14 protein-coding genes are annotated in these 19,223 nt (G+C 52.5%); 11 read left to right on the forward strand and 3 right to left on the reverse strand.

Annotation, left to right across the window (positions count from 1 at the left end; translation table 11 throughout):
• The first annotated feature begins 5 nt into the window (after nt 1–5).
• The 7 genes from livM (at nt 6) to D8682_RS24480 (ending at nt 8,956) form a co-directional block, all read left to right on the forward strand.
• Entirely contained in the window at nt 6–1,298 is a 1,293-nt protein-coding gene (gene livM / locus D8682_RS24450) for a high-affinity branched-chain amino acid ABC transporter permease LivM (protein WP_121815374.1), read from the forward strand.
• Entirely contained in the window at nt 1,295–2,170 is an 876-nt protein-coding gene (locus tag D8682_RS24455; RefSeq protein ID WP_121815375.1) for an ABC transporter ATP-binding protein, read from the forward strand. The genes livM and D8682_RS24455 overlap by 4 nt, the downstream gene beginning before the upstream one ends.
• Nucleotides 2,167–2,898, forward strand: coding sequence for an ABC transporter ATP-binding protein (locus D8682_RS24460; RefSeq protein ID WP_121815376.1), 732 nt, complete (start codon nt 2,167–2,169; stop codon nt 2,896–2,898). The genes D8682_RS24455 and D8682_RS24460 overlap by 4 nt, the downstream gene beginning before the upstream one ends.
• 205 nt (nt 2,899–3,103) lie before the next feature.
• The gene (locus D8682_RS24465; protein ID WP_305038225.1) at nt 3,104–4,537 is read left to right on the forward strand and encodes an EmmdR/YeeO family multidrug/toxin efflux MATE transporter; all 1,434 of its coding nucleotides are present in this window, start codon (nt 3,104–3,106) and stop codon (nt 4,535–4,537) included.
• 278 nt (nt 4,538–4,815) lie between these two features.
• Nucleotides 4,816–6,330 carry an AbgT family transporter gene (locus D8682_RS24470; RefSeq protein WP_121815378.1) on the forward strand — a complete coding sequence of 505 codons (1,515 nt, stop codon included), beginning with the start codon at nt 4,816–4,818 and terminating at the stop codon, nt 6,328–6,330.
• Between the two features lie 112 nt (nt 6,331–6,442).
• Nucleotides 6,443–7,594, forward strand: a complete 1,152-nt coding sequence (locus tag D8682_RS24475; protein ID WP_121815379.1) for an integrase core domain-containing protein — start codon at nt 6,443–6,445, stop codon at nt 7,592–7,594.
• A gap of 375 nt (nt 7,595–7,969) precedes the next feature.
• Complete coding sequence (locus tag D8682_RS24480) at nt 7,970–8,956, forward strand: IS110 family transposase (protein ID WP_121815380.1); 987 nt, start codon at nt 7,970–7,972, stop codon at nt 8,954–8,956.
• An 81-nt stretch (nt 8,957–9,037) separates the two neighbouring features.
• Here the strand turns inward: D8682_RS24480 and D8682_RS24485 are convergent, their stop codons facing one another.
• The 3 genes from D8682_RS24485 to D8682_RS24495 form a co-directional block, all read right to left on the reverse strand.
• Nucleotides 9,038–9,958, reverse strand: a complete 921-nt coding sequence (locus tag D8682_RS24485) for a L,D-transpeptidase family protein (protein WP_121815381.1) — start codon at nt 9,956–9,958, stop codon at nt 9,038–9,040.
• A 218-nt stretch (nt 9,959–10,176) separates the two neighbouring features.
• Complete coding sequence (gene mfd, locus D8682_RS24490) at nt 10,177–13,623, reverse strand: transcription-repair coupling factor (RefSeq protein ID WP_121815382.1); 3,447 nt, start codon at nt 13,621–13,623, stop codon at nt 10,177–10,179.
• 143 nt (nt 13,624–13,766) lie between these two features.
• Nucleotides 13,767–14,840, reverse strand: a complete 1,074-nt coding sequence (locus tag D8682_RS24495; protein WP_121815383.1) for an acyltransferase family protein — start codon at nt 14,838–14,840, stop codon at nt 13,767–13,769.
• Between the two features lie 300 nt (nt 14,841–15,140).
• Between D8682_RS24495 and lolC the strand changes: the two genes are divergently transcribed.
• Genes lolC through nagK form a run of 4 tightly spaced genes read left to right on the forward strand, consistent with a single transcriptional unit; the run spans nt 15,141 to nt 19,223 of the window.
• On the forward strand, nt 15,141–16,340 hold the full coding sequence (gene lolC, locus D8682_RS24500) for a lipoprotein-releasing ABC transporter permease subunit LolC (protein WP_121815384.1): 1,200 nt from the start codon (nt 15,141–15,143) through the stop codon (nt 16,338–16,340).
• A complete protein-coding gene (gene lolD / locus D8682_RS24505; protein ID WP_121815385.1) occupies nt 16,333–17,037 on the forward strand; it encodes a lipoprotein-releasing ABC transporter ATP-binding protein LolD in 705 nt (234 codons plus the stop codon). The genes lolC and lolD overlap by 8 nt, the downstream gene beginning before the upstream one ends.
• A complete protein-coding gene (gene lolE, locus D8682_RS24510; protein WP_064547765.1) occupies nt 17,037–18,281 on the forward strand; it encodes a lipoprotein-releasing ABC transporter permease subunit LolE in 1,245 nt (414 codons plus the stop codon). The genes lolD and lolE overlap by 1 nt, the downstream gene beginning before the upstream one ends.
• 30 nt (nt 18,282–18,311) lie before the next feature.
• Nucleotides 18,312–19,223: an N-acetylglucosamine kinase gene (nagK, locus tag D8682_RS24515; protein ID WP_121815386.1), complete on the forward strand. Its 912-nt coding sequence runs from the start codon at nt 18,312–18,314 to the stop codon at nt 19,221–19,223.

Here is a 19,223-nt window from a genome sequence, read left to right on the forward strand (position 1 = left end):
AAAAAATGACAACAGAAACGGTTATGCATGAAGGTTTTTCCCTCAAACGCTGCGTGCTGGACGCGATTTTCGCCGGTCTTGTCGCATTGATTGTTTTTGGCCCGATAGTCGGTGTGGTGCTGGATGGCTACAGCTTTAATTTCGAAGGGCAGCGGCTGGTGGTCATTATCGCAGTGGTGATGGTCGGGCGTTTTTTATTGAGCGCTTTTTTGACCACACACGCCGGGATACGTTTTTTGAGCCGCTTTGAAACGGATAACTCGGGTGTGTATGTGCGCCCACCGGAATACAAAAGCCGCCTGCGCTGGATTATTCCGCTGGTGATTGCACTGGCAGTTTGTTTCCCGTTTGTGGCGACCAAATATGTACTGACAGTAGCGATCCTCGGGCTGATTTACGTGCTGCTTGGCCTTGGGCTGAATATTGTGGTGGGCCTCGCGGGGTTGTTGGACCTGGGTTACGTCGCCTTTTACGCCATTGGCGCGTATGGCCTGGCGCTGGGGTATCAATACCTCGGGCTGGGTTTTTGGTCGATGTTACCGCTTTCGGCGCTGATGGCGGCGGCGGCAGGTGCGCTTCTTGGTTTCCCTGTATTGCGTATGCACGGTGATTACCTGGCAATTGTGACGCTGGGATTCGGGGAAATTATCCGTCTGGTGCTCAACAACTGGCTGACGTTTACCGGCGGCCCGAACGGGATCTCCGCACCGCCGCCGACGCTGTTTGGCCTTGAGTTTGGACGGCGCGCCAAAGAAGAAGGCGGAGTGCCGTTCCATGAGTTTTTCCATCTTACCTATAACCCCAACCTGAAGTTTATTTTTATCTACACCATCCTGGTGCTGGTGGTTTTGCTGGTGCTGTACATCAAACACCGCCTGACACGCATGCCAATTGGCCGCGCCTGGGAAGCGTTGCGTGAAGATGAAATTGCCTGCCGATCGATGGGGCTGAATCATGTGCTGGTTAAGCTATCTGCTTTTACGCTGGGTGCTTCCACCGCGGGTATTGCCGGGGTCTTCTTCGCCACTTATCAGGGCTTTGTTAACCCGACATCGTTCACCTTCTTTGAGTCGGCGTTAATTCTCGCCATTGTGGTTTTGGGTGGCATGGGGTCGACGATTGGCGTGGTGCTGGCAGCGTTTGTGCTGACCGTGACGCCCGAACTACTGCGTAGTTTTGCTGAATATCGCGTGCTGCTGTTTGGCATGTTAATGGTGGTGATGATGATTTGGCGGCCACGTGGTCTGATTCGCATCAACCGTAGCGGCTTTGTGGTGCGCAAAGGAGTGGCGCCATGAGTGAAATGATTCTTAGCGTCGAACATTTGATGATGCACTTCGGCGGTATTAAAGCGCTTAACGACGTGAATCTTGAGGTGCGCCGTGGGTCGATTACCGCACTGATTGGCCCCAATGGTGCGGGAAAAACCACGGTATTTAACTGCCTGACCGGTTTTTATAAAGCCTCCGGCGGCAATATCCTGTTTAACACGCGTGATAAAACCACCAACGTGATTCAAATCCTCGGGCAGAAATTCCTGCCTGGCGACTGGGTTAATCCGGCGCAACTGGGTTCGCGTCTGTTCTACAAAATGTTCGGCGGCACACACCTGGTAAACCGCGCCGGGCTTGCGCGAACCTTTCAAAATATCCGCTTGTTCCGGGAAATGTCGGTGGTGGAAAACCTGCTGGTGGCGCAGCACATGCAGGTGAACCGTAATTTGCTGGCCGGTGTGCTGAATACGCCTGCGTATCGACGCGCCGAAAGCCGTGCTTTAGACCGCGCGTTTTACTGGCTGGAAGTGGTGGAACTGGTGGATTGCGCCAACCGCCTGGCGGGTGAGATGTCTTATGGGCAACAGCGGCGGCTCGAAATTGCCCGTGCGATGTGTACCGCGCCGGAAATGATCTGCCTCGATGAACCGGCTGCGGGTTTGAACCCGGTTGAAACCCGCACGCTGAGTAAGATAATCCGCTTCCTGCGCGACCACCACAGCATCACCGTGCTGCTAATTGAACATGATATGGGCATGGTGATGGAGATTTCCGACCACATCATTGTACTCGACCACGGGGACGTGATTGCGCAGGGTAAACCTGAACAAATCCAACACGATGACAAAGTGATTGCCGCCTATTTGGGCACCGACGAAGACGAGGTCAGTGTATGAGTGAGGCGATGCTGGAATTTCGCAATGTGGACGTTTTTTACGGCGCGATTCAGGCGCTAAAACAGGTTTCTTTGCAGGTCAACGAAGGGGAAACCGTGGCGTTGATTGGCGCGAACGGGGCCGGGAAATCGACGTTGTTGATGTCGATTTTCGGCCAGCCCCGTATTCGCGCCGGGCAAATTCTGTTTCGTGGCGACGACATCAGCCATAAATCGACGCACTTTGTGGCGTCTGGCGGCATTGCGCAAGCGCCGGAAGGGCGACGGATTTTCCCGGATATGACGGTCGAAGAAAACCTGCTGATGGGCACTATACCCATCGGTAATCAGTATGCCGCGCAGGATTTGCAGACCATGTTTGATCTGTTCCCGCGTTTAAAAGAGCGCCGCAAACAGCGAGCGATGACCATGTCAGGTGGCGAGCAGCAAATGCTGGCGATTGCCCGCGCGCTGATGAGCCGCCCGAAATTGTTATTGCTGGATGAACCAAGCCTGGGATTAGCGCCGATTGTGGTGAAGCAAATCTTCCACACGCTGCGTGAACTGGCGCGCAACGGCATGACGATTTTTCTCGTGGAGCAGAACGCCCACCACGCGCTGAAACTTTCTGACCGCGGTTATGTGATGGCCAACGGGCAGATCAGGTTGAGCGGCAGCGGCGAGGAGTTGTTGGGGAACGAGGAAGTGCGGAAGGCGTATTTAGGCGGCGATTATCCCCGTCATACTTGAAGCTGCCTCGGCGTTGGCTGCACTCACTCACCCCAGTCACTTACTCATGTAAGCTCCTGGGGATTCCTGAGTTTGCCGTCTTGATGCAACTCCAATTATTTAGGGGATAGGATGATGAACCTGTTTTATACAAAAAACTCTTTGCAGGATAACGATTTGTAAATCATTATTTGAAATGTGGTTTCACTTCCCCCCAAGGTCAATCTTGAACTTACAAGCAGCACTTCACCAGCGTGTGGCTAAAACACGCTGGTATGCCAAACGAAAAAGTTATCGTGTCCTGTTCTGGCGCGAAATAACTCCCCTTGCAGTGCCTATCTTCCTGGAAAACACCTGCGTTTTATTGATGGGCGTGTTGAGTACCTTCCTGGTGAGCTGGCTGGGAAAAGAGGCGATGGCAGGCGTCGGTCTGGCCGACAGCTTCAATATGGTGATTATGGCGTTCTTTGCCGCGGTGGATCTCGGTACTACGGTGGTGGTGGCGTTCAGCCTCGGTAAACGTGACCCGAAACGGGCGCGTGATGCCGCACGGCAGTCGCTGATCCTGATGACGATTATTGCCATCGGGCTGGCCGCCGGTATTCACCTTGCGGGTGAATATGTGGTGAATATTATTGCTGGCGCGGCAACGCCTGAAGTGAAAGCGCTGGCGTTGTCTTATCTACAAACGACAGTCTGGAGTTACCCGGCGGCGGCGATTGCGCTTATCAGTAGCGGCGCATTGCGTGGGGCAGGGAACACCAAAATCCCGCTGCTGATTAATGGCGGGATGAACATCCTCAACATTATCATCAGTAGCATCCTGATTTATGGCGCGCTGGGCTGGAACGGGCTGGGCTTTTTTGGCGCCGGACTTGGGCTGACTATTTCACGCTATATCGGTGCGCTGGGCTTTATTTATGTTCTGGTGGTGGGTTTTGCCCCTTCGTTACGTATCTCGCTGAAAAGCTATTTCCGCCCGCTGAAAGTCGGCATTTTGTGGGAAGTGCTGGGGATTGGTATTCCCGCCAGTATCGAATCGGTGTTGTTTAACGCCGGTAAATTGCTGACGCAAATGTTTGTTGCCGGAATGGGCACCAACGTGATTGCTGGTAACTTCATCGCCTTTTCCATTGCGGCGTTGATTAACTTACCGGGGAACGCGCTGGGTTCGGCATCCACCATTATTGTCGGCAAGCGTCTGGGGAAAGGGCAAATTGGCCAGGCGGAACGGCAACTGCGCCACGTATTCTGGCTGTCTACGCTTGGCCTGACGATTATTGCCTGGGGAACCGCGCCGTTTGCCGGCTTGATGGCGTCGTTTTACACCAGTGAAGATGACGTCAAAGAAGTGGTTAAAATCCTGATTTGGTTGAACGCGGCATTTATGCCGATTTGGGCGGCTTCGTGGGTTCTACCTGCTGGCTTGAAAGGGGCGCGTGATGCGCGTTTCGCCATGTGGGTTTCCATGGCAAGTATGTGGGGCTGTCGCGTGGTGGCGGGCTACACATTAGGCATTGTGCTGGGAATGGGCGTGGTCGGTGTCTGGATGGGGATGTTCTTCGACTGGACAGTGCGCGGCGTATTGTTCTACTGGCGCATGGTCAGCGGTCGCTGGCTTAAAAAATACCCTCGTCCTAAAAAAGAACCGCTCCCGTAAACCGTTCATCTGGACGGTTCTTCCCTGGTCGGATTCGCAGTAGCGGTATCCGACTTTTATTCTGCATGATTAATTATCCACCAGCTCAATATCTCGTCATTCATCCAAAACATGATATCTATCACCTGTTAACGTCTCGTTTTGACTATTAACGTAAAGTTAGTAGCTGTTAATTATTCTAAAATGTTATTAATTGCACCAAACAATAACTTCTATGAATGAAACAGTGAGCAGAGGTAGGAATGAGTACAACGACAAGGAACACGGAAGGTCGTCTAATGACAGGATTTCTCAACGCTGTTGAGAAAGCAGGGAATAAATTACCCGAACCCGCTTTGATCTTTTTCTATTTTTTATTGGTCGTTATGGCAATGTCGGCGGTGCTTTCCACCATTGATTTCGATGTCATAAATCCTGTTACAAATGAAGCCGTTAAGATTAATAACCTGCTTTCAGCTGAGGCCTTAACGGTCACCATTTCTTCGATGGTCACCACATTTACCAGTTTTGCACCGTTGGGGATCGTGCTGGTGGCGATGCTCGGTGTCGGCGTGGCAGAAAGCTCAGGTTTTATTAATACCGGCCTGAAGAAAATGCTGCGTGTGACGCCGAAGAAACTGTTAACCCCGATGATTATTTTCGTCGCCATGTTCAGCCACGTGGCGGCTGATGCGGGTTACGTGCTGGTGATTCCATTGGGCGCAATTATCTTTATGTCTGCCGGGCGCCACCCGTTAGCCGGTATTGCTGCGGCATTCGCCGGGGTATCGGGCGGCTTTGCAGCCAACATGGTGCCAACCGGTAACGATGCGTTACTGCAAGGTTTCACCCAAACGGCGGCGCAGTTGCTGGACAACACTTACACTGTTAACACGCTATGTAACCTGTTCTTCGGCATCGGTTCGACGGTGATGATTACGCTGGTTGGCTGGTGGGTAACCGAACGCATTGTTGAGCCGCGCGTGTCAAAACTGAAAATCGACGGTGATTATCAGCATAACGAAGATATGAGCAACTACAGCGTACAGGAAAGCCGTGGTTTTAAAGTGGCTGGCCTGGTGATGGTTCTGGGGCTGGCTGGGCTTGCCGCTCTGGCATGGCCTGAAACTTCGTTGCTGCGCGGTAGTGATGGCTCGCTGACCAGTTATGGTGCGCCAATCATGAAATCTATCGTACCGCTGATTTTCTTGATCTTTATTATCCCTGGTATTGTTTACGGTTTTGTCGCCGGGACATTCAGCAGCGGTAAAGACGTCATCAATGCGATGAATGAATCCATGAGTAAAATGGGTTCGTACATGGTAATGGCCTTCTTCTGCGCCATGTTTATCAAAGCGTTTGGCGATTCCAATATTGGTACCTTGATTGCACTGGCCGGTGCCGATGTGCTGAAAACCATGGCGTTGCCAGGTGAAGCTACCATTATTGGTATGATTTTGCTGACGGCGGTTGTGAACATTCTGATTGGTTCTGCTTCGGCAAAATGGGCGCTGTTGTCGCCAATTATGGTGCCAATGCTGATGGCGGTGGGGATCTCCCCGGAACTGACGCAGGCTGCGTTCCGTATCGGTGACTCAACCACCAACATTATTACGCCGCTGATGGTGTTCTTCCCGCTGGTGGTGGTGTATTGCCAACGCTATGTGAAATCCACCGGTGTGGGTACGCTGGTATCGATGATGGTGCCGTACTCGGTAATCTTCTTTATCTGCTGGAGCATCTTCCTGCTGGTGTGGTGGGCAGTTGGCTTGCCGTTGGGCGTTAACGCGCCGTACACGTATCCGATTTCGTAATCGGTTTAAATGTAAAGGGTGGATGACGGCGGTACAAACCGGGCACATGGGTAACACTTTAGACCGGACACATGGGTAACAGTTATAAACGGTATAGCAGAGGAGACTCACTATGTCCTGGACTGAGACCCGACCCATGCAACGTCTTTATTTCATCCGTGCCAGCCAGACTGGCACGGAGCCTTTCTCCACTCTGTACCGCCGCTTCGGCATCAGCCGCAAAACTGGCTATAAATGGCTGCAGCGCTTTAACCCTGATGACCCCGCCTCTCTTTTTGACCAGCCCCGTACCCGGCTCACACATCCTGAACGCCTGTCGCCCGGGATTGTTCAGCCGCTTATCGATGTTCGCGTAAAACACCCCGACTGGGGACCTAAAAAAGTCCGCGCCTGGCTGATTAATCACCAGGTGCCGTTTGATGTGCCAGCCGCCAGCACTATCGGCGATATCCTGAAGCGTGAGGGGCTTGTCATCCCCCGCACTCATCGTCGCGGTACGCCCGGAAACCGGCAGCCACTGACGACCATCAGCGAGGTCAATCAGGTCTGGAGTGCCGACTTCAAGGGCAAGTTCCGCCTGCTCAGCCAGCAGTACTGTCACCCTTTCACCCTGACCGATAACCACAGCCGGTACCTGCTGTCCTGCGAGGGAACGTTCCGGGAAAGCGAGTCCTTTGTCCGGGGCTGCCTGGAGCGGGCGTTCCTTGAATACGGCCTGCCGGAGGTACTGAAAACCGATAACGGGCAGCCATTTGCCGGCACCGGTATCGCCGGGCTGAGTCGCCTCGCGGTCTGGCTGATTAAGCTCGGTATCCGGCCGGAGCGCATCCGTAAGGGGCATCCTGAAGAGAACGGTCGCCATGAGCGCATGCACCGTTCCCTGAAACACAGCCTGAGCTTCGGTAACCGGAGGGCTTCGCTCGAAGCACAACAGGCCTGGTTCGACAGTTATCGCCGGGAGTTTAATCAGGAGCGGCCGCACGAAGCGCTGGGCGGCCTGACGCCGGGCGGTATCTGGGTACCGTCACCGAGGCGATGGGATGGAAAAACGCCGGAGGTGAGCTATCCGGAAGGGGCACGGCTTTACAGGGTGCGAACCAAAGGTGACATCTACATCGGCAAACGGTTGTTCCTGAATCAGGCGCTGAGAGGGGAATATGTGATGCTGGAAGAGCGTAGCGACGGGCTTGAAGCGATAATATTTAACCAGATGGACCTTGCTTACTACGACAGACGTAAGCAAAGTATCATCCGGATAGATTAGGCAGAATGTGTTACCTATGTGGCCGGTCTGATCTGTAACCTATGTGACCGGTCATACACTGCACTTATCCGACCTGTGGTTCGATTTTGACTTTGTATGGTGGATAAGCGTTAGCGTCATCCACCATTTACGCCAGTTGTATCGGATGACGCTGCGCTTATCCGACCTTGTATCTTGAACCGGTAGCTGGTTAGCTACCGGTTACATGAAACGGAGGAAGCTTGTATCCGACCTGAAGACCTCGATCTTCCGACGTAGCTTAAGCCCTCCGTTTCACCTTTCACGCCACTCAAAATCCGAACGGTAACCAGAAGCTCTGACTTCGCATGTACAAGGCTGGAATGGCGTGTTGGTTCACGTGGAAGGAGATGAAATATGGCTTTTCTCGGTGCTGATATCAGCAAAAATAAAATAGATGTCTGTCTGCTTGTTGCCGGTATTAAGGGTAAGAAAAAGCAGAAAGTCTTCACCAATGAACCCTGTGTGGCCCGCAAAATCATCGACTGGCTGGAGGCCCAAAAATGCGCCTCTGATAATATGACAGTCGTGATGGAAGCCACGGGTATCTACCATGAAAATCTGGCGTATGGGCTTCATGATGCGGGGATTTCTGTCTGCATGGCCAATCCATACCGTGTCCGTGAGTTTGCCTGCGGAATGGATATCCTCACGAAAAATGACACAGTGGACGCATTTGTGCTGGCCTGTTATGGCGAGCTGAAGCATCCCGATGCCTGGGTCCCACCGTCAGTTGAAGTGCGTAAACTCAGGGCGTTGTTGCGTCAGCGCGACGCGCTGAAAGAGGATGTGCAGAGGACGGCCAACCGGCTTGAAAAAGCGCATTCAACCTCGACACCACGGGAGGTCATAGCCTCACTGGAGCGGACACACGGCTGGCTGAGTGATGAACTGGAACGGATAGAAAAGCTCATTACTGACCACACAGATAACGACCCGGGACTGAAGGCCGATCTGGAGCTGCTGAAATCGATAAAATGTGTGAAGGAGCAGGTGGGACGGGAGATGCTGGCACTACTGAAAGACGGGACGTTCAAAAGTGCCTCGCAGGTGGCAGCGTATCTGGGAATAACACCGGTGGAGAGAGTGTCCGGCAGTTCGGTACGCGGGCGGGCACATATGTCAAAAACAGGCCCCTCAATAGTCAGAGCCAAACTGTATGTAGCAGCCCTGAGTGCAATCCGGTGGAATAAACCCGCGAAGGCGATATATGAAAGGCTGGTAGCGAAAGGTAAGGCGAAAAAAGCGGCGCTGGGTGCAGTGATGCGTAAGCTGGTACATATGTGCTTCGGCGTACTGAAAACCCGATTACCATGGGATGAAAATTATGCAGCTACCGCTTGACGTTCAAGACGGTAGCTACGAAGACGTTTGTCATCAGTCTCAGGCCCTGTTGAAACACAGGGCCTTTTCTATTGGGGAAATCTAAATTTCGGTCGTTGTCGCAGGGTCTGCATTGACCATTACCGGCATGCCAGAACGGTGCTGCATGGCTTTTTCCATCACCACCGCGTCCGTTTCTGGTGCAGACTGGAACTGTTTCATCTGCTCATTGAGCACAATCGGCAGCACTTGCGGATTGTCATTAATATCTTTCGACAGGGGCTGATGGACTTCAACTAAACGGCTGCCGTCGGGTTCAATTGAGGTCTTAATCGCGGTATTAATGATGCGCACCTGCGTCCCGACCGGCATCTCTTTATACAGAGCTTTGATGTCGCCATCGCGCAGACGAATACAGCCAGAACTGACGCGCATACCGATACCAAAATCAGCATTTGTGCCGTGTAACAAGTAGACCCCGCCATAGGCGGCAAGGCGAATCGCATGGTAGCCCATCGGGTTATCCGGGCCGGCAGGCACTACCGCCGGGAGTTTAATGCCATTTGCCAGGTAGCGTGCGCGAATATTAGCGGTTGGTGTCCAGGTTGGGTTGGCGCGTTTGTCTGAAACGGTTGTCACCATGGTTGGTGTCACGGTATCTCCACCGAGTTGGCCAATACCAATCGGGTAAACGGTTACGCTGTTTTTTCCTGCCGGATAATAATAAACACGCAATTCAGCCAGGTTGAGTACCAACCCCTGGCGTGGTGCATCAGGTAACAGCATTTGGCGCGGAATTGTCAGCACACTTCCAGCGCGAGGGACATAAGGGTCAACCCCAGGGTTTGCCTGGAGCAAAGCCAGGAAGCCGACATTGTATTTTTTCGCAATCTCTTCCAGCGAACCGCCGTCATCCTTCACGACATGGAAAAAGTTCTTGCCGATTAATCGGCTTCCTTCAGGTGGCAAAGGATAAGAGTTGGCTACTGCCTGAAATGAGACCAGCGTTGCGCTAACCAGCATGATCGACGCCAGCCAGCGAACGACGCGTGCTTTGCGAGATGATGAAATGCTCTGAGAGGTAATCACAATAAACCCTATGAATAGTATGCATGTTATAAAAAGGTTAATTGATGATTATGACGGGAGTGCGTGTAGGGAAGTCCTGGCGGATTGAAAGGATGTGTAAATGTTACAAAGAGAGTGCCTTAGATAGAAAGCTCTAAGGCACTGCTGGCAGATTAAGCCGCTGCGTTCTGCGCGAGCTGCTGCATAAAGTTACGCACCCATTCCATCCGGGCTTTGCGGTCGGCGAGATCTTCAATAAATTTCAGGCGAGTTGGCCCATCCAGACGGTAGTGCTGAGGCTGTTTTTGCAGCAAGCCAATCAGCCAAACCGGATTGACATGGTTCTTCTCGGCAAACTCAATCACGCCACCTTTTTCGTTGCCTTCAATTTTACGCACCCCGAGTTTCTGCGCCTGCTGGCGCAACGCGGTAATATCCAGCAGGTTACGTGCGGGATCCGGCAGCAGGCCAAAGCGGTCAATTAACTCGACTTTTAACTCGTCCAGTTCATGCCCGGTTTTTGCACTGGCAATGCGTTTATAGAATGACAGTCGGGTATTGACGTCCGGGATAAAATCATCAGGCAACAGGGCAGGCATGCGCAGTTCAACTTCGGTCTGGCTGCTGGTCAAATCTTCCAGTGACGGCTCGCGGCCATCTTTAAGCGCATCGACCGCATTTTCCAGCATCTCCATATACAGCGAGAAACCGATGGTTTCCATCGAACCGCTTTGGCCTTCGCCAAGCAACTCACCCGCACCACGAATCTCCAGGTCATGAGTCGCAAGCGCAAAACCGGCACCTAAATCTTCGAGAGAAGCGATAGCCTCCAGGCGTTTCTGTGCGTCGGTGGTCATTGCTTTTGGATGTGGGGTTAACAACCATGCGTAAGCCTGGTGATGCGAACGCCCGACGCGGCCACGTAACTGGTGCAACTGCGCAAGGCCGAAATGATCGGCACGTTCGATGATAATGGTATTGGCAGTCGGAATATCGATACCGGTTTCGATAATCGTGGTACACACCAACACGTTAAAACGCTGGTGGTGGAAGTCGTTCATCACTCGTTCCAGTTCACGTTCACGCATTTGCCCGTGACCAATGGTGATACGTGCTTCAGGCACTAATACCGCGAGGCGGTCTGCCGCCTTCTGGATGTTTTCCACATCGTTATAAAGATAGTAAACCTGGCCGCCACGCAGCACTTCACGCAGTATGGCTTCACGGACGACCAGTTCATCGTACTGGCGAACGAAGGTTTTCACCGCCAGGCGGCGTGCCGGAGGGGTGGCGATAATCGACAAATCGCGCATCCCGCTCATTGCCATATTCAGCGTGCGTGGAATCGGTGTTGCAGTTAGCGTCAGGATGTCGACATCGGCGCGCATCGCTTTAATCCGTTCTTTATGGCGCACGCCAAAACGATGCTCTTCATCGACAATCAGCAGGCCGAGATCTTTCATCTTCACATCATTTTGCAGCAGCTTATGGGTGCCGATAAGAATATCGACTTTCCCTTCGCTGGCTTCCTGCAGAATTTGCGCTTGCTCTTTGGCCGTGCGGAAACGCGATAACATTTCGATACGCACCGGCCAGTTGGCGAAGCGGTCACGGAAGTTATCCAGATGCTGTTGAGCGAGCAGGGTGGTCGGCACTAACACAGCAACTTGTTTGTGGTTTTCCACCGCGAGGAAGGCGGCGCGCATCGCCACTTCGGTTTTACCAAAGCCCACATCACCGCACACCAGTCTGTCCATTGCCAGCGGCTGGCACATGTCGCTCAATACCGCATTAATAGCCTGGGCCTGATCCGGTGTGGTTTCAAACGGGAAAGCATCACAGAACAGCTGATACTGTTCGCGGTCATGCTTAAACGCAAAACCTTGTTTTGCGGCACGCTGCGCATAAATATCCAGTAATTCTGCAGCCACATCGCGCACTTTCTCGGCGGCTTTTTGACGGGCGCGTGACCAGGCATCGCTGCCAAGTTTATGCAGCGGCGCATTTTCTTCGGCACCGCCCGCATAGCGGCTGATCAAATGCAGCGATGAAACCGGCACGTAAAGTTTGGCGTCGCCGTGATAGGTCAGCATCAGGTATTCAGCTGTTATGCCGCCCGCTTCAAGCGTGGTTAATCCAGCATAACGCCCAACGCCATGTTCAAGATGCACCACCGGCTGGCCGGTATGTAGCTCAGCCAGGTTACGAATCAAGGTATCCGGGTTGATGGTACGGCGGCTATCCTGACGGCGGCGGCTGACGCGTTCACCCAACAGGTCGCTTTCGCAAATCAATGCACGGTTGCGCAGGGTATCGATAAACCCATGCTCGCTGGAACCCTGCATCAAATAACGGCCATTATCGGCGGCTTCATCAAGACGATAGATGCGCTTTGGCGCTACTTTTATCCGTGATAGCAGCTCACCCAGTGCTTCACGTCGGCCTTCACTTTCTACGGAAAACACCACCGGGCCGGCGAACGACTCTAGGAATTTACGCAGGTTATCGAGCGGGGCTTTTTGCTGTGCCTGAACAGAAAGGTCAGGCAGGGCGCGATAACCCAGATTGGTGAACGCGGCTTTGTCCGCTAACGATTCGGTTTTGAGCTGAATACGCGGCCAGGCTTTTAACTCGCTGAACAGCTCGTCCACGCGCAGCCACAGGCTTTCTGGCGGCAGCAACGGGCGCATCGGGTCGACGCCGCGATTTTCGAAACGGGCAAACGTATCCTGCCAGAAACGATCGGCGCTAGTTTCGATATCGCCGGTATTAATCAGCAGAGTATTTTTGGGGAAGTAACTAAACAGCGCTGGTAATGGCTCGCTAAAGAATAACGGCTGCCAGTACTCAATCCCCGCCGGGAGCGTGCCTTTGCTGACTTGCTGATAGATATGCTCAGGTTCACGCTTCACGTCAAACTTGTCGCGCCACTGGCTACGGAACAGCTCGATGGCGTTTTTATCGGTCGGGAATTCGTGTGCGGGAAGTAAATTAATGGCGTCGACTTCTTCGAGCGTGCGCTGGGTGTCGACATCAAACACGCGCAGACTGTCGATTTCGTCATCAAAGAAGTCGATGCGATAAGGCTGGTCACTACCCATCGGGTAGAGATCAAGCAACGCGCCACGGGTGGCAAATTCACCGTGTTCCATTACCTGATCGACGCTGCGATAACCTGCTTGTTCTAACTGGCTGCGCAAATTATCACGTGATAATTGCTGCCCTTTGTTCATCACTAGCGCATGGCCGTGCAAAAAATTGTGCGGGCAAACGCGCTGCATCAGAGTATTCACCGGCAGGATTAACACGCCGCGCTGCATGGTTGGCAACTGATAGAGCGTGGATAAACGCGAAGAAATAATTTCCTGATGCGGCGAGAAACTGTCGTACGGCAGCGTTTCCCAGTCGGCAAGATTCACCACCAGGCTTTCCGTAAACTGAGTTATCTCGTCATGCAGGCGCAAGGCGTTCTGCATATCCGGCGCGATAAGCACCACCGGGCCATTATGGCGCTCGACGATTTCGGCTACTTCAGTTGCACAGGCAGAACCGGTGAGTTCACCAAGCTGGCGTTGATCGCCAGCTTTAACAGGTAAGGAATAGCGATAATTTTCAGGCATAGAAGATATCAATATCTCTCAGGTTGCATCTTTTTTGTGGGGCTATAGTTCGCAGACGCGTCAAGAAGTTGCCTTGTATTATCCGCGATCGTTTAGCCAATCGCAAAGCCTGCGGAGATTTCGTCCTTCCAGCCAAAGCTCGCTTAACGTGTGTCGGTCGCTACCACCATTTTCGCTGGCGGTGAAAAGAACATATCACCGCACAGGGTGCGCGATAATTTTCTGAATCCTAAGCCCAACAAGGTACATATCGCCAGGCTGGCAAACGGATAAACCAACAAGATGGCGAGCAACAGGTTACCCGAAATTCGCCCTGCGCTAATTTGCCCCAGCATAAACAAGCTCAACGCTTCAATCACGATGCGGTGAGTGGTGTAAATCGCGATGGTATTGGAACCTACAATATTCAGAAATGCATCGGAACGGCATTCACGCCAGCTATCCAGTAGATAAAACAGCTTCATAATGACAAAAATCGACAATACGGAAATCATCACTGGAATGTTAACCAGATACAACGCAGCAGAGAGCAGGGCAGTGGCTGCGAACATCAAAGGATGTTGGCGAAGATTAAACGCTTTCATTGCGCTCATCAGTTGCGGGCCAAACCACGCGCCAAGCCCGTAGTAACACATATTGCGCACCACGCTGTTCATTCCCCACCACGGTAGCGGCATAAAGCTAATCACCACATTCACTGCCAGCAGCAACATGATGACCGGGACTTTGTAGCGGCGCAGGCTTTTGAAAATCACAAAATAGAGCAGTAGCGCGTAGAGATACCAAAGGCTGGTACTGGCTTTTGCCATGCTGGTGGCAAATTGCAGCAGATTTTCTGAGTAGACCGCGTTGGACGCCGGGTTACGCACCAGTTCCGGTGCCAGCCATTGGTTAATTAACGAGATGCCCAGCCACTGCAACACGCCCCATAACAGCAGGACATAAAAGATATTCCAGATGCGTTTATCAATGCAGTCGCGCCATTTCACCGTCTCAATGTAGCGGGTGATGAGAAAGCCGGAAATAAAGAAGAAAACCGGCATGCGGAAAGGGGCGAGATATAAATTCAGGTAAATCCAGCTTTTGGCGATGACCTCCGCAAGCCCGGTCTGTTGCTGCACCAGATGCGGGTAAAAAGTGATGACCGAGTGATATATAACGACAAGGCAGATGCACAATCCCTTGATATGGTTGATCCACAATTGTTTGTCTTTCATGTGCCAGGAATACCTTCAGTTGGCTTTTATTTGTTTTTAGGGTGGAAGAATGGCGGGCTTTTTATTATCTGATTTGTCTGTTTTTGTAATAATCTGGAAAATTTCGGAAATTCCGCAGGGACAATTAATGACCATTTCTGCGCAGCATTGCTGCGAAAACAAGATGTTAGGAGATTGATTTAAAAGGTATTTCACTTGTTCTGAAAAAACAAAAAAACGTTATGTTTCATTTACTTGATACGTTATCGCTTATATACTTCTCGGCAACTTTGCATCCGCAACTGCAACAAGACGGAATACATGTATCAACCTGTCGCGTTATTTATAGGCCTGCGCTACATGCGTGGGCGAGCAGCTGACCGCTTCGGTCGCTTCGTCTCCTGGCTGTCAACTATCGGCATTACGCTTGGCGTGATGGCGTTAGTCACCGTGCTTTCCGTGATGAACGGTTTTGAGCGTGAGCTGCAAAACAACATTCTTGGGCTAATGCCGCAAGCGATCATCACCTCGCCTGGCGGCTCGATTAATCCTGAAACACTTCCAGCAAAAGACCTCAACCTTGAAGGCGTCACGCGAGTTGCCCCCATTACCACGGGTGATGTAGTGCTGCAAAGCGCACGTAGCGTCGCCGTCGGGGTGATGCTGGGCGTGAAGCCAGAAGAGAAAGATCCACTTTCGCCATTTCTGGTCAACGTTAAGCAGACCGACCTTGTCGCCGGGAAGTACAACATCATTCTGGGCGAACAACTTGCCGGGCAACTGGGTATAAAACGTGGTGACAGCATCCGCGTTATGGTGCCGTCTGCCAGCCAGTTTACGCCGATGGGGCGCTTGCCAAGCCAGCGTCTGTTCACCGTGATTGGCACCTTCGCGGCAAACAGTGAAGTCGACGGTTACCAAATGTTGGTCAACCAACAAGATGCCTCGCGCCTGATGCGTTATCCGGCGGGCAATATTACCGGCTGGCGTTTATGGCTGGCGGAACCGCTGAAAGTTGATGTGCTGAGCCAACAAACCTTGCCGCAAGGCACCGAATGGAAAGACTGGCGCGAACGTAAAGGCGAGCTGTTCCAGGCGGTGCGCATGGAAAAAAATATGATGGGGTTGCTATTAAGCCTGATTGTGGCGGTTGCCGCCTTTAACATCATTACGTCGCTCGGTTTGCTGGTGATGGAGAAACAAGGTGAAGTTGCCATTCTTCAGACTCAGGGGCTAACACGTCGCCAAATTATGGCGGTGTTTATGGTGCAAGGGGCGAGTGCAGGCGTGATTGGCGCTCTGCTGGGTGCGCTATTAGGCGCGTTACTTGCCAGCCAGTTGAACAATTTAATGCCGATTATTGGCGCGTTGCTGGATGGTGCCGCGCTGCCCGTCGCCATCGACCCTGTACAAGTTATTGTGATTGCGATTATCGCTATGGCGGTCGCTCTGTTATCCACGCTTTATCCTTCGTGGCGCGCTGCCGCGACACTTCCCGCTGAGGCTTTACGTTATGAGTAATTCTGTCCTGTTGCAGTGTGACAAGCTGTGCAAACGCTATCAGGAAGGCAAAGTGCAAACGGACGTGTTGCATGATGTCAGCTTCAGCATCAATACCGGCGAGTTAATGGCGATTGTCGGTAGCTCCGGTTCCGGCAAAAGTACCTTGCTGCATCTGCTGGGCGGGCTGGATACACCCACTTCTGGCGATGTGATTTTCAACGGTAAGGCGATGAGTTCTATGTCGTCTGCCGCTAAAGCCGAACTGCGTAACCGCGAGCTGGGCTTTATCTACCAGTTCCACCATTTGCTACCTGATTTCACCGCGATGGAAAACGTCGCCATGCCGCTGTTAATCGGTAAAAACAATACCGATGACACCAAGCAACGCGCGTTGGAAATGCTCAAAGCTGTGGGGCTTGACCATCGCAGTAATCACCGTCCTTCCGAGCTGTCCGGCGGTGAGCGCCAGCGTGTAGCGATTGCCCGCGCGCTGGTGAATAACCCACGCCTGGTGCTGGCGGATGAGCCGACGGGTAACCTCGATGCGCGTAACGCAGACAGCATTTTTGAACTGCTTGGCGAATTGAATGTGCGCCAGGGAACTGCATTCCTGGTGGTGACCCACGACTTGCAACTGGCACGTCGAATGTCTCGTCAGCTTGAAATGCGTGATGGCCGCTTGACCAGCGAACTGACTTTGATGGGAGCCCATTAATGGCTTCGCCACTGTCACTGCTTATTGGTTTGCGTTTTAGCCGCGGGCGTCGTCGCAGCGGCATGGTGTCATTGATTTCTGTCATCTCTACTCTGGGTATTGCTTTGGGTGTGGCGGTGCTGATTGTCGGTTTGAGTGCGATGAATGGTTTTGAGCGTGAGCTGAACAACCGCATTCTGGCGGTGGTGCCGCACGGTGAAATCGAGCCGGTTAATCAGCCATTCCATGACTGGAGCGGCGTATTACAGCGCGTTGAGAAAGTGAAAGGCATTGCAGCAGCGGCACCGTATATCAACTTTACAGGCCTGGTAGAAAACGGGCCGAATCTGCGCGCTATTCAGGTAAAAGGTGTTGATCCCGCTCAGGAAGTTCGCCTTAGTGCTTTGCCTCAATATGTGCAAAACAACGCGTGGCAGAATTTTAAAGCCGGTCAGCAACAGATTATTATCGGTAAAGGTGTTGCCGATGCCCTGAAAGTGAAACAGGGCGACTGGATCTCGATCATGATCCCGAACAGCGATGGTGGCACCAAACTGCTGCAACCGAAGCGTGTGCGTCTGCAAGTTGCAGGTATTTTGGCGCTCAGCGGCCAGCTTGATCATAGTTTTGCGATGGTGCCCATGGCGGATGCGCAGAGCTATTTAGATATGGGCGATAGCGTCACAGGTATCGCCATCAAAGTGAATGATGTGTTTAACGCCAACCAACTGGTGCGTGATGCCGGTGAAGTGACCAACGCTTACGTGTACATCAAAAGCTGGATTGGCACCTACGGTTACATGTACCGCGATATCCAGATGATTCGCGCCATCATGTATCTGGCGATGGTGCTGGTGATCGGCGTGGCCTGTTTTAATATCGTCTCTACGCTGGTGATGGCGGTGAAAGACAAAAGTAGTGATATCGCCGTGTTGCGAACGTTGGGGGCGAAAGACGGTTTGATTCGCGCGATTTTCGTCTGGTACGGTCTGCTAGCGGGGTTGTTCGGTAGCGTAAGCGGGGTGATTGTCGGCGTGTTAGCCTCCTGGCAATTAACCAATATTATCCGCGTGATTGAAAAACTAATCGGCCATCAATTCCTGTCAGGCGATATCTACTTTATTGATTTCTTGCCATCAGAACTTCACTGGCTGGACGTATTCTATGTACTGATCACAGCCTTGTTACTGAGTTTGCTCGCCAGTTGGTATCCGGCTCGCCGTGCCAGTAATATCGATCCAGCTCGGGTATTAAGCGGACAATAAATTCTAAAAACTGAGGGGAGCGGCAAATCGATGTACTACGGATTTGACATTGGCGGCACGAAAATGGCTCTTGGAGTTTATGATACTGAACGCCGGTTACAGTGGGAAAAGCGCGTTCCTACGCCACACGATAGCTACGAGAACTTCCTGGCGGCTATCGTTTCCATGGTACAGGAAGCCGATAGCCGTTTTGGTACTAAAGGGTCGGTAGGCATCGGTATTCCGGGTATGCCGGTCACCGACGATGGCACGTTGTATGCGGCAAACGTGCCAGCAGCCAGCGGCAAACCTGTGCAGGCCGACTTGAGCTCGATGCTCGGGCGTGAAGTACGCATGGATAATGACGCCAACTGCTTTGCGCTGTCCGAAGCCTGGGATGACGAGTTCCGTGATTATCCGGTGGTTATGGGCTTAATCCTCGGCACTGGTGTCGGTGGTGGCATCATCGTCAACGGCAAATCCATTACCGGGCGTAACTACATTACTGGCGAGTTCGGCCATACCCGTCTGCCGGTTGATGCGCTCAACGTGCTGGGGCGTGATATTCCGCTTACGCGTTGTGGTTGTGGTCAGCATGGCTGTATCGAAAACTATCTTTCAGGCCGTGGATTTGCGTGGGTTTACCAACACTTCTACTCTGAACCACTGGATTCCAAAGAAATCGTTGCTCGCTATCGTGCGGGTGATGAGAACGCTGTGGCGCACGTCGAACGTTTCGTAGAGCTGTTGGCTTGCTGCCTGGGCAGCCTGTTAACGGCAATCGATGCGCATCTGGTGGTCATCGGCGGTGGGTTATCTAACTTTACTGAGCTGTACCAGCTACTGCCTGAGCGTTTACCTAAGTATCTTTTGCCCGTAGCAAAAGTACCGCGCATTGAACCGGCTCGTCATGGTGATGCCGGTGGCATGCGTGGTGCGGCATTCCTCCATCTCACGGAGTAA

The sequence above is a fragment of the Buttiauxella sp. 3AFRM03 genome (assembly GCF_003675305.1).
Classification (GTDB): domain Bacteria; phylum Pseudomonadota; class Gammaproteobacteria; order Enterobacterales; family Enterobacteriaceae; genus Buttiauxella; species Buttiauxella ferragutiae.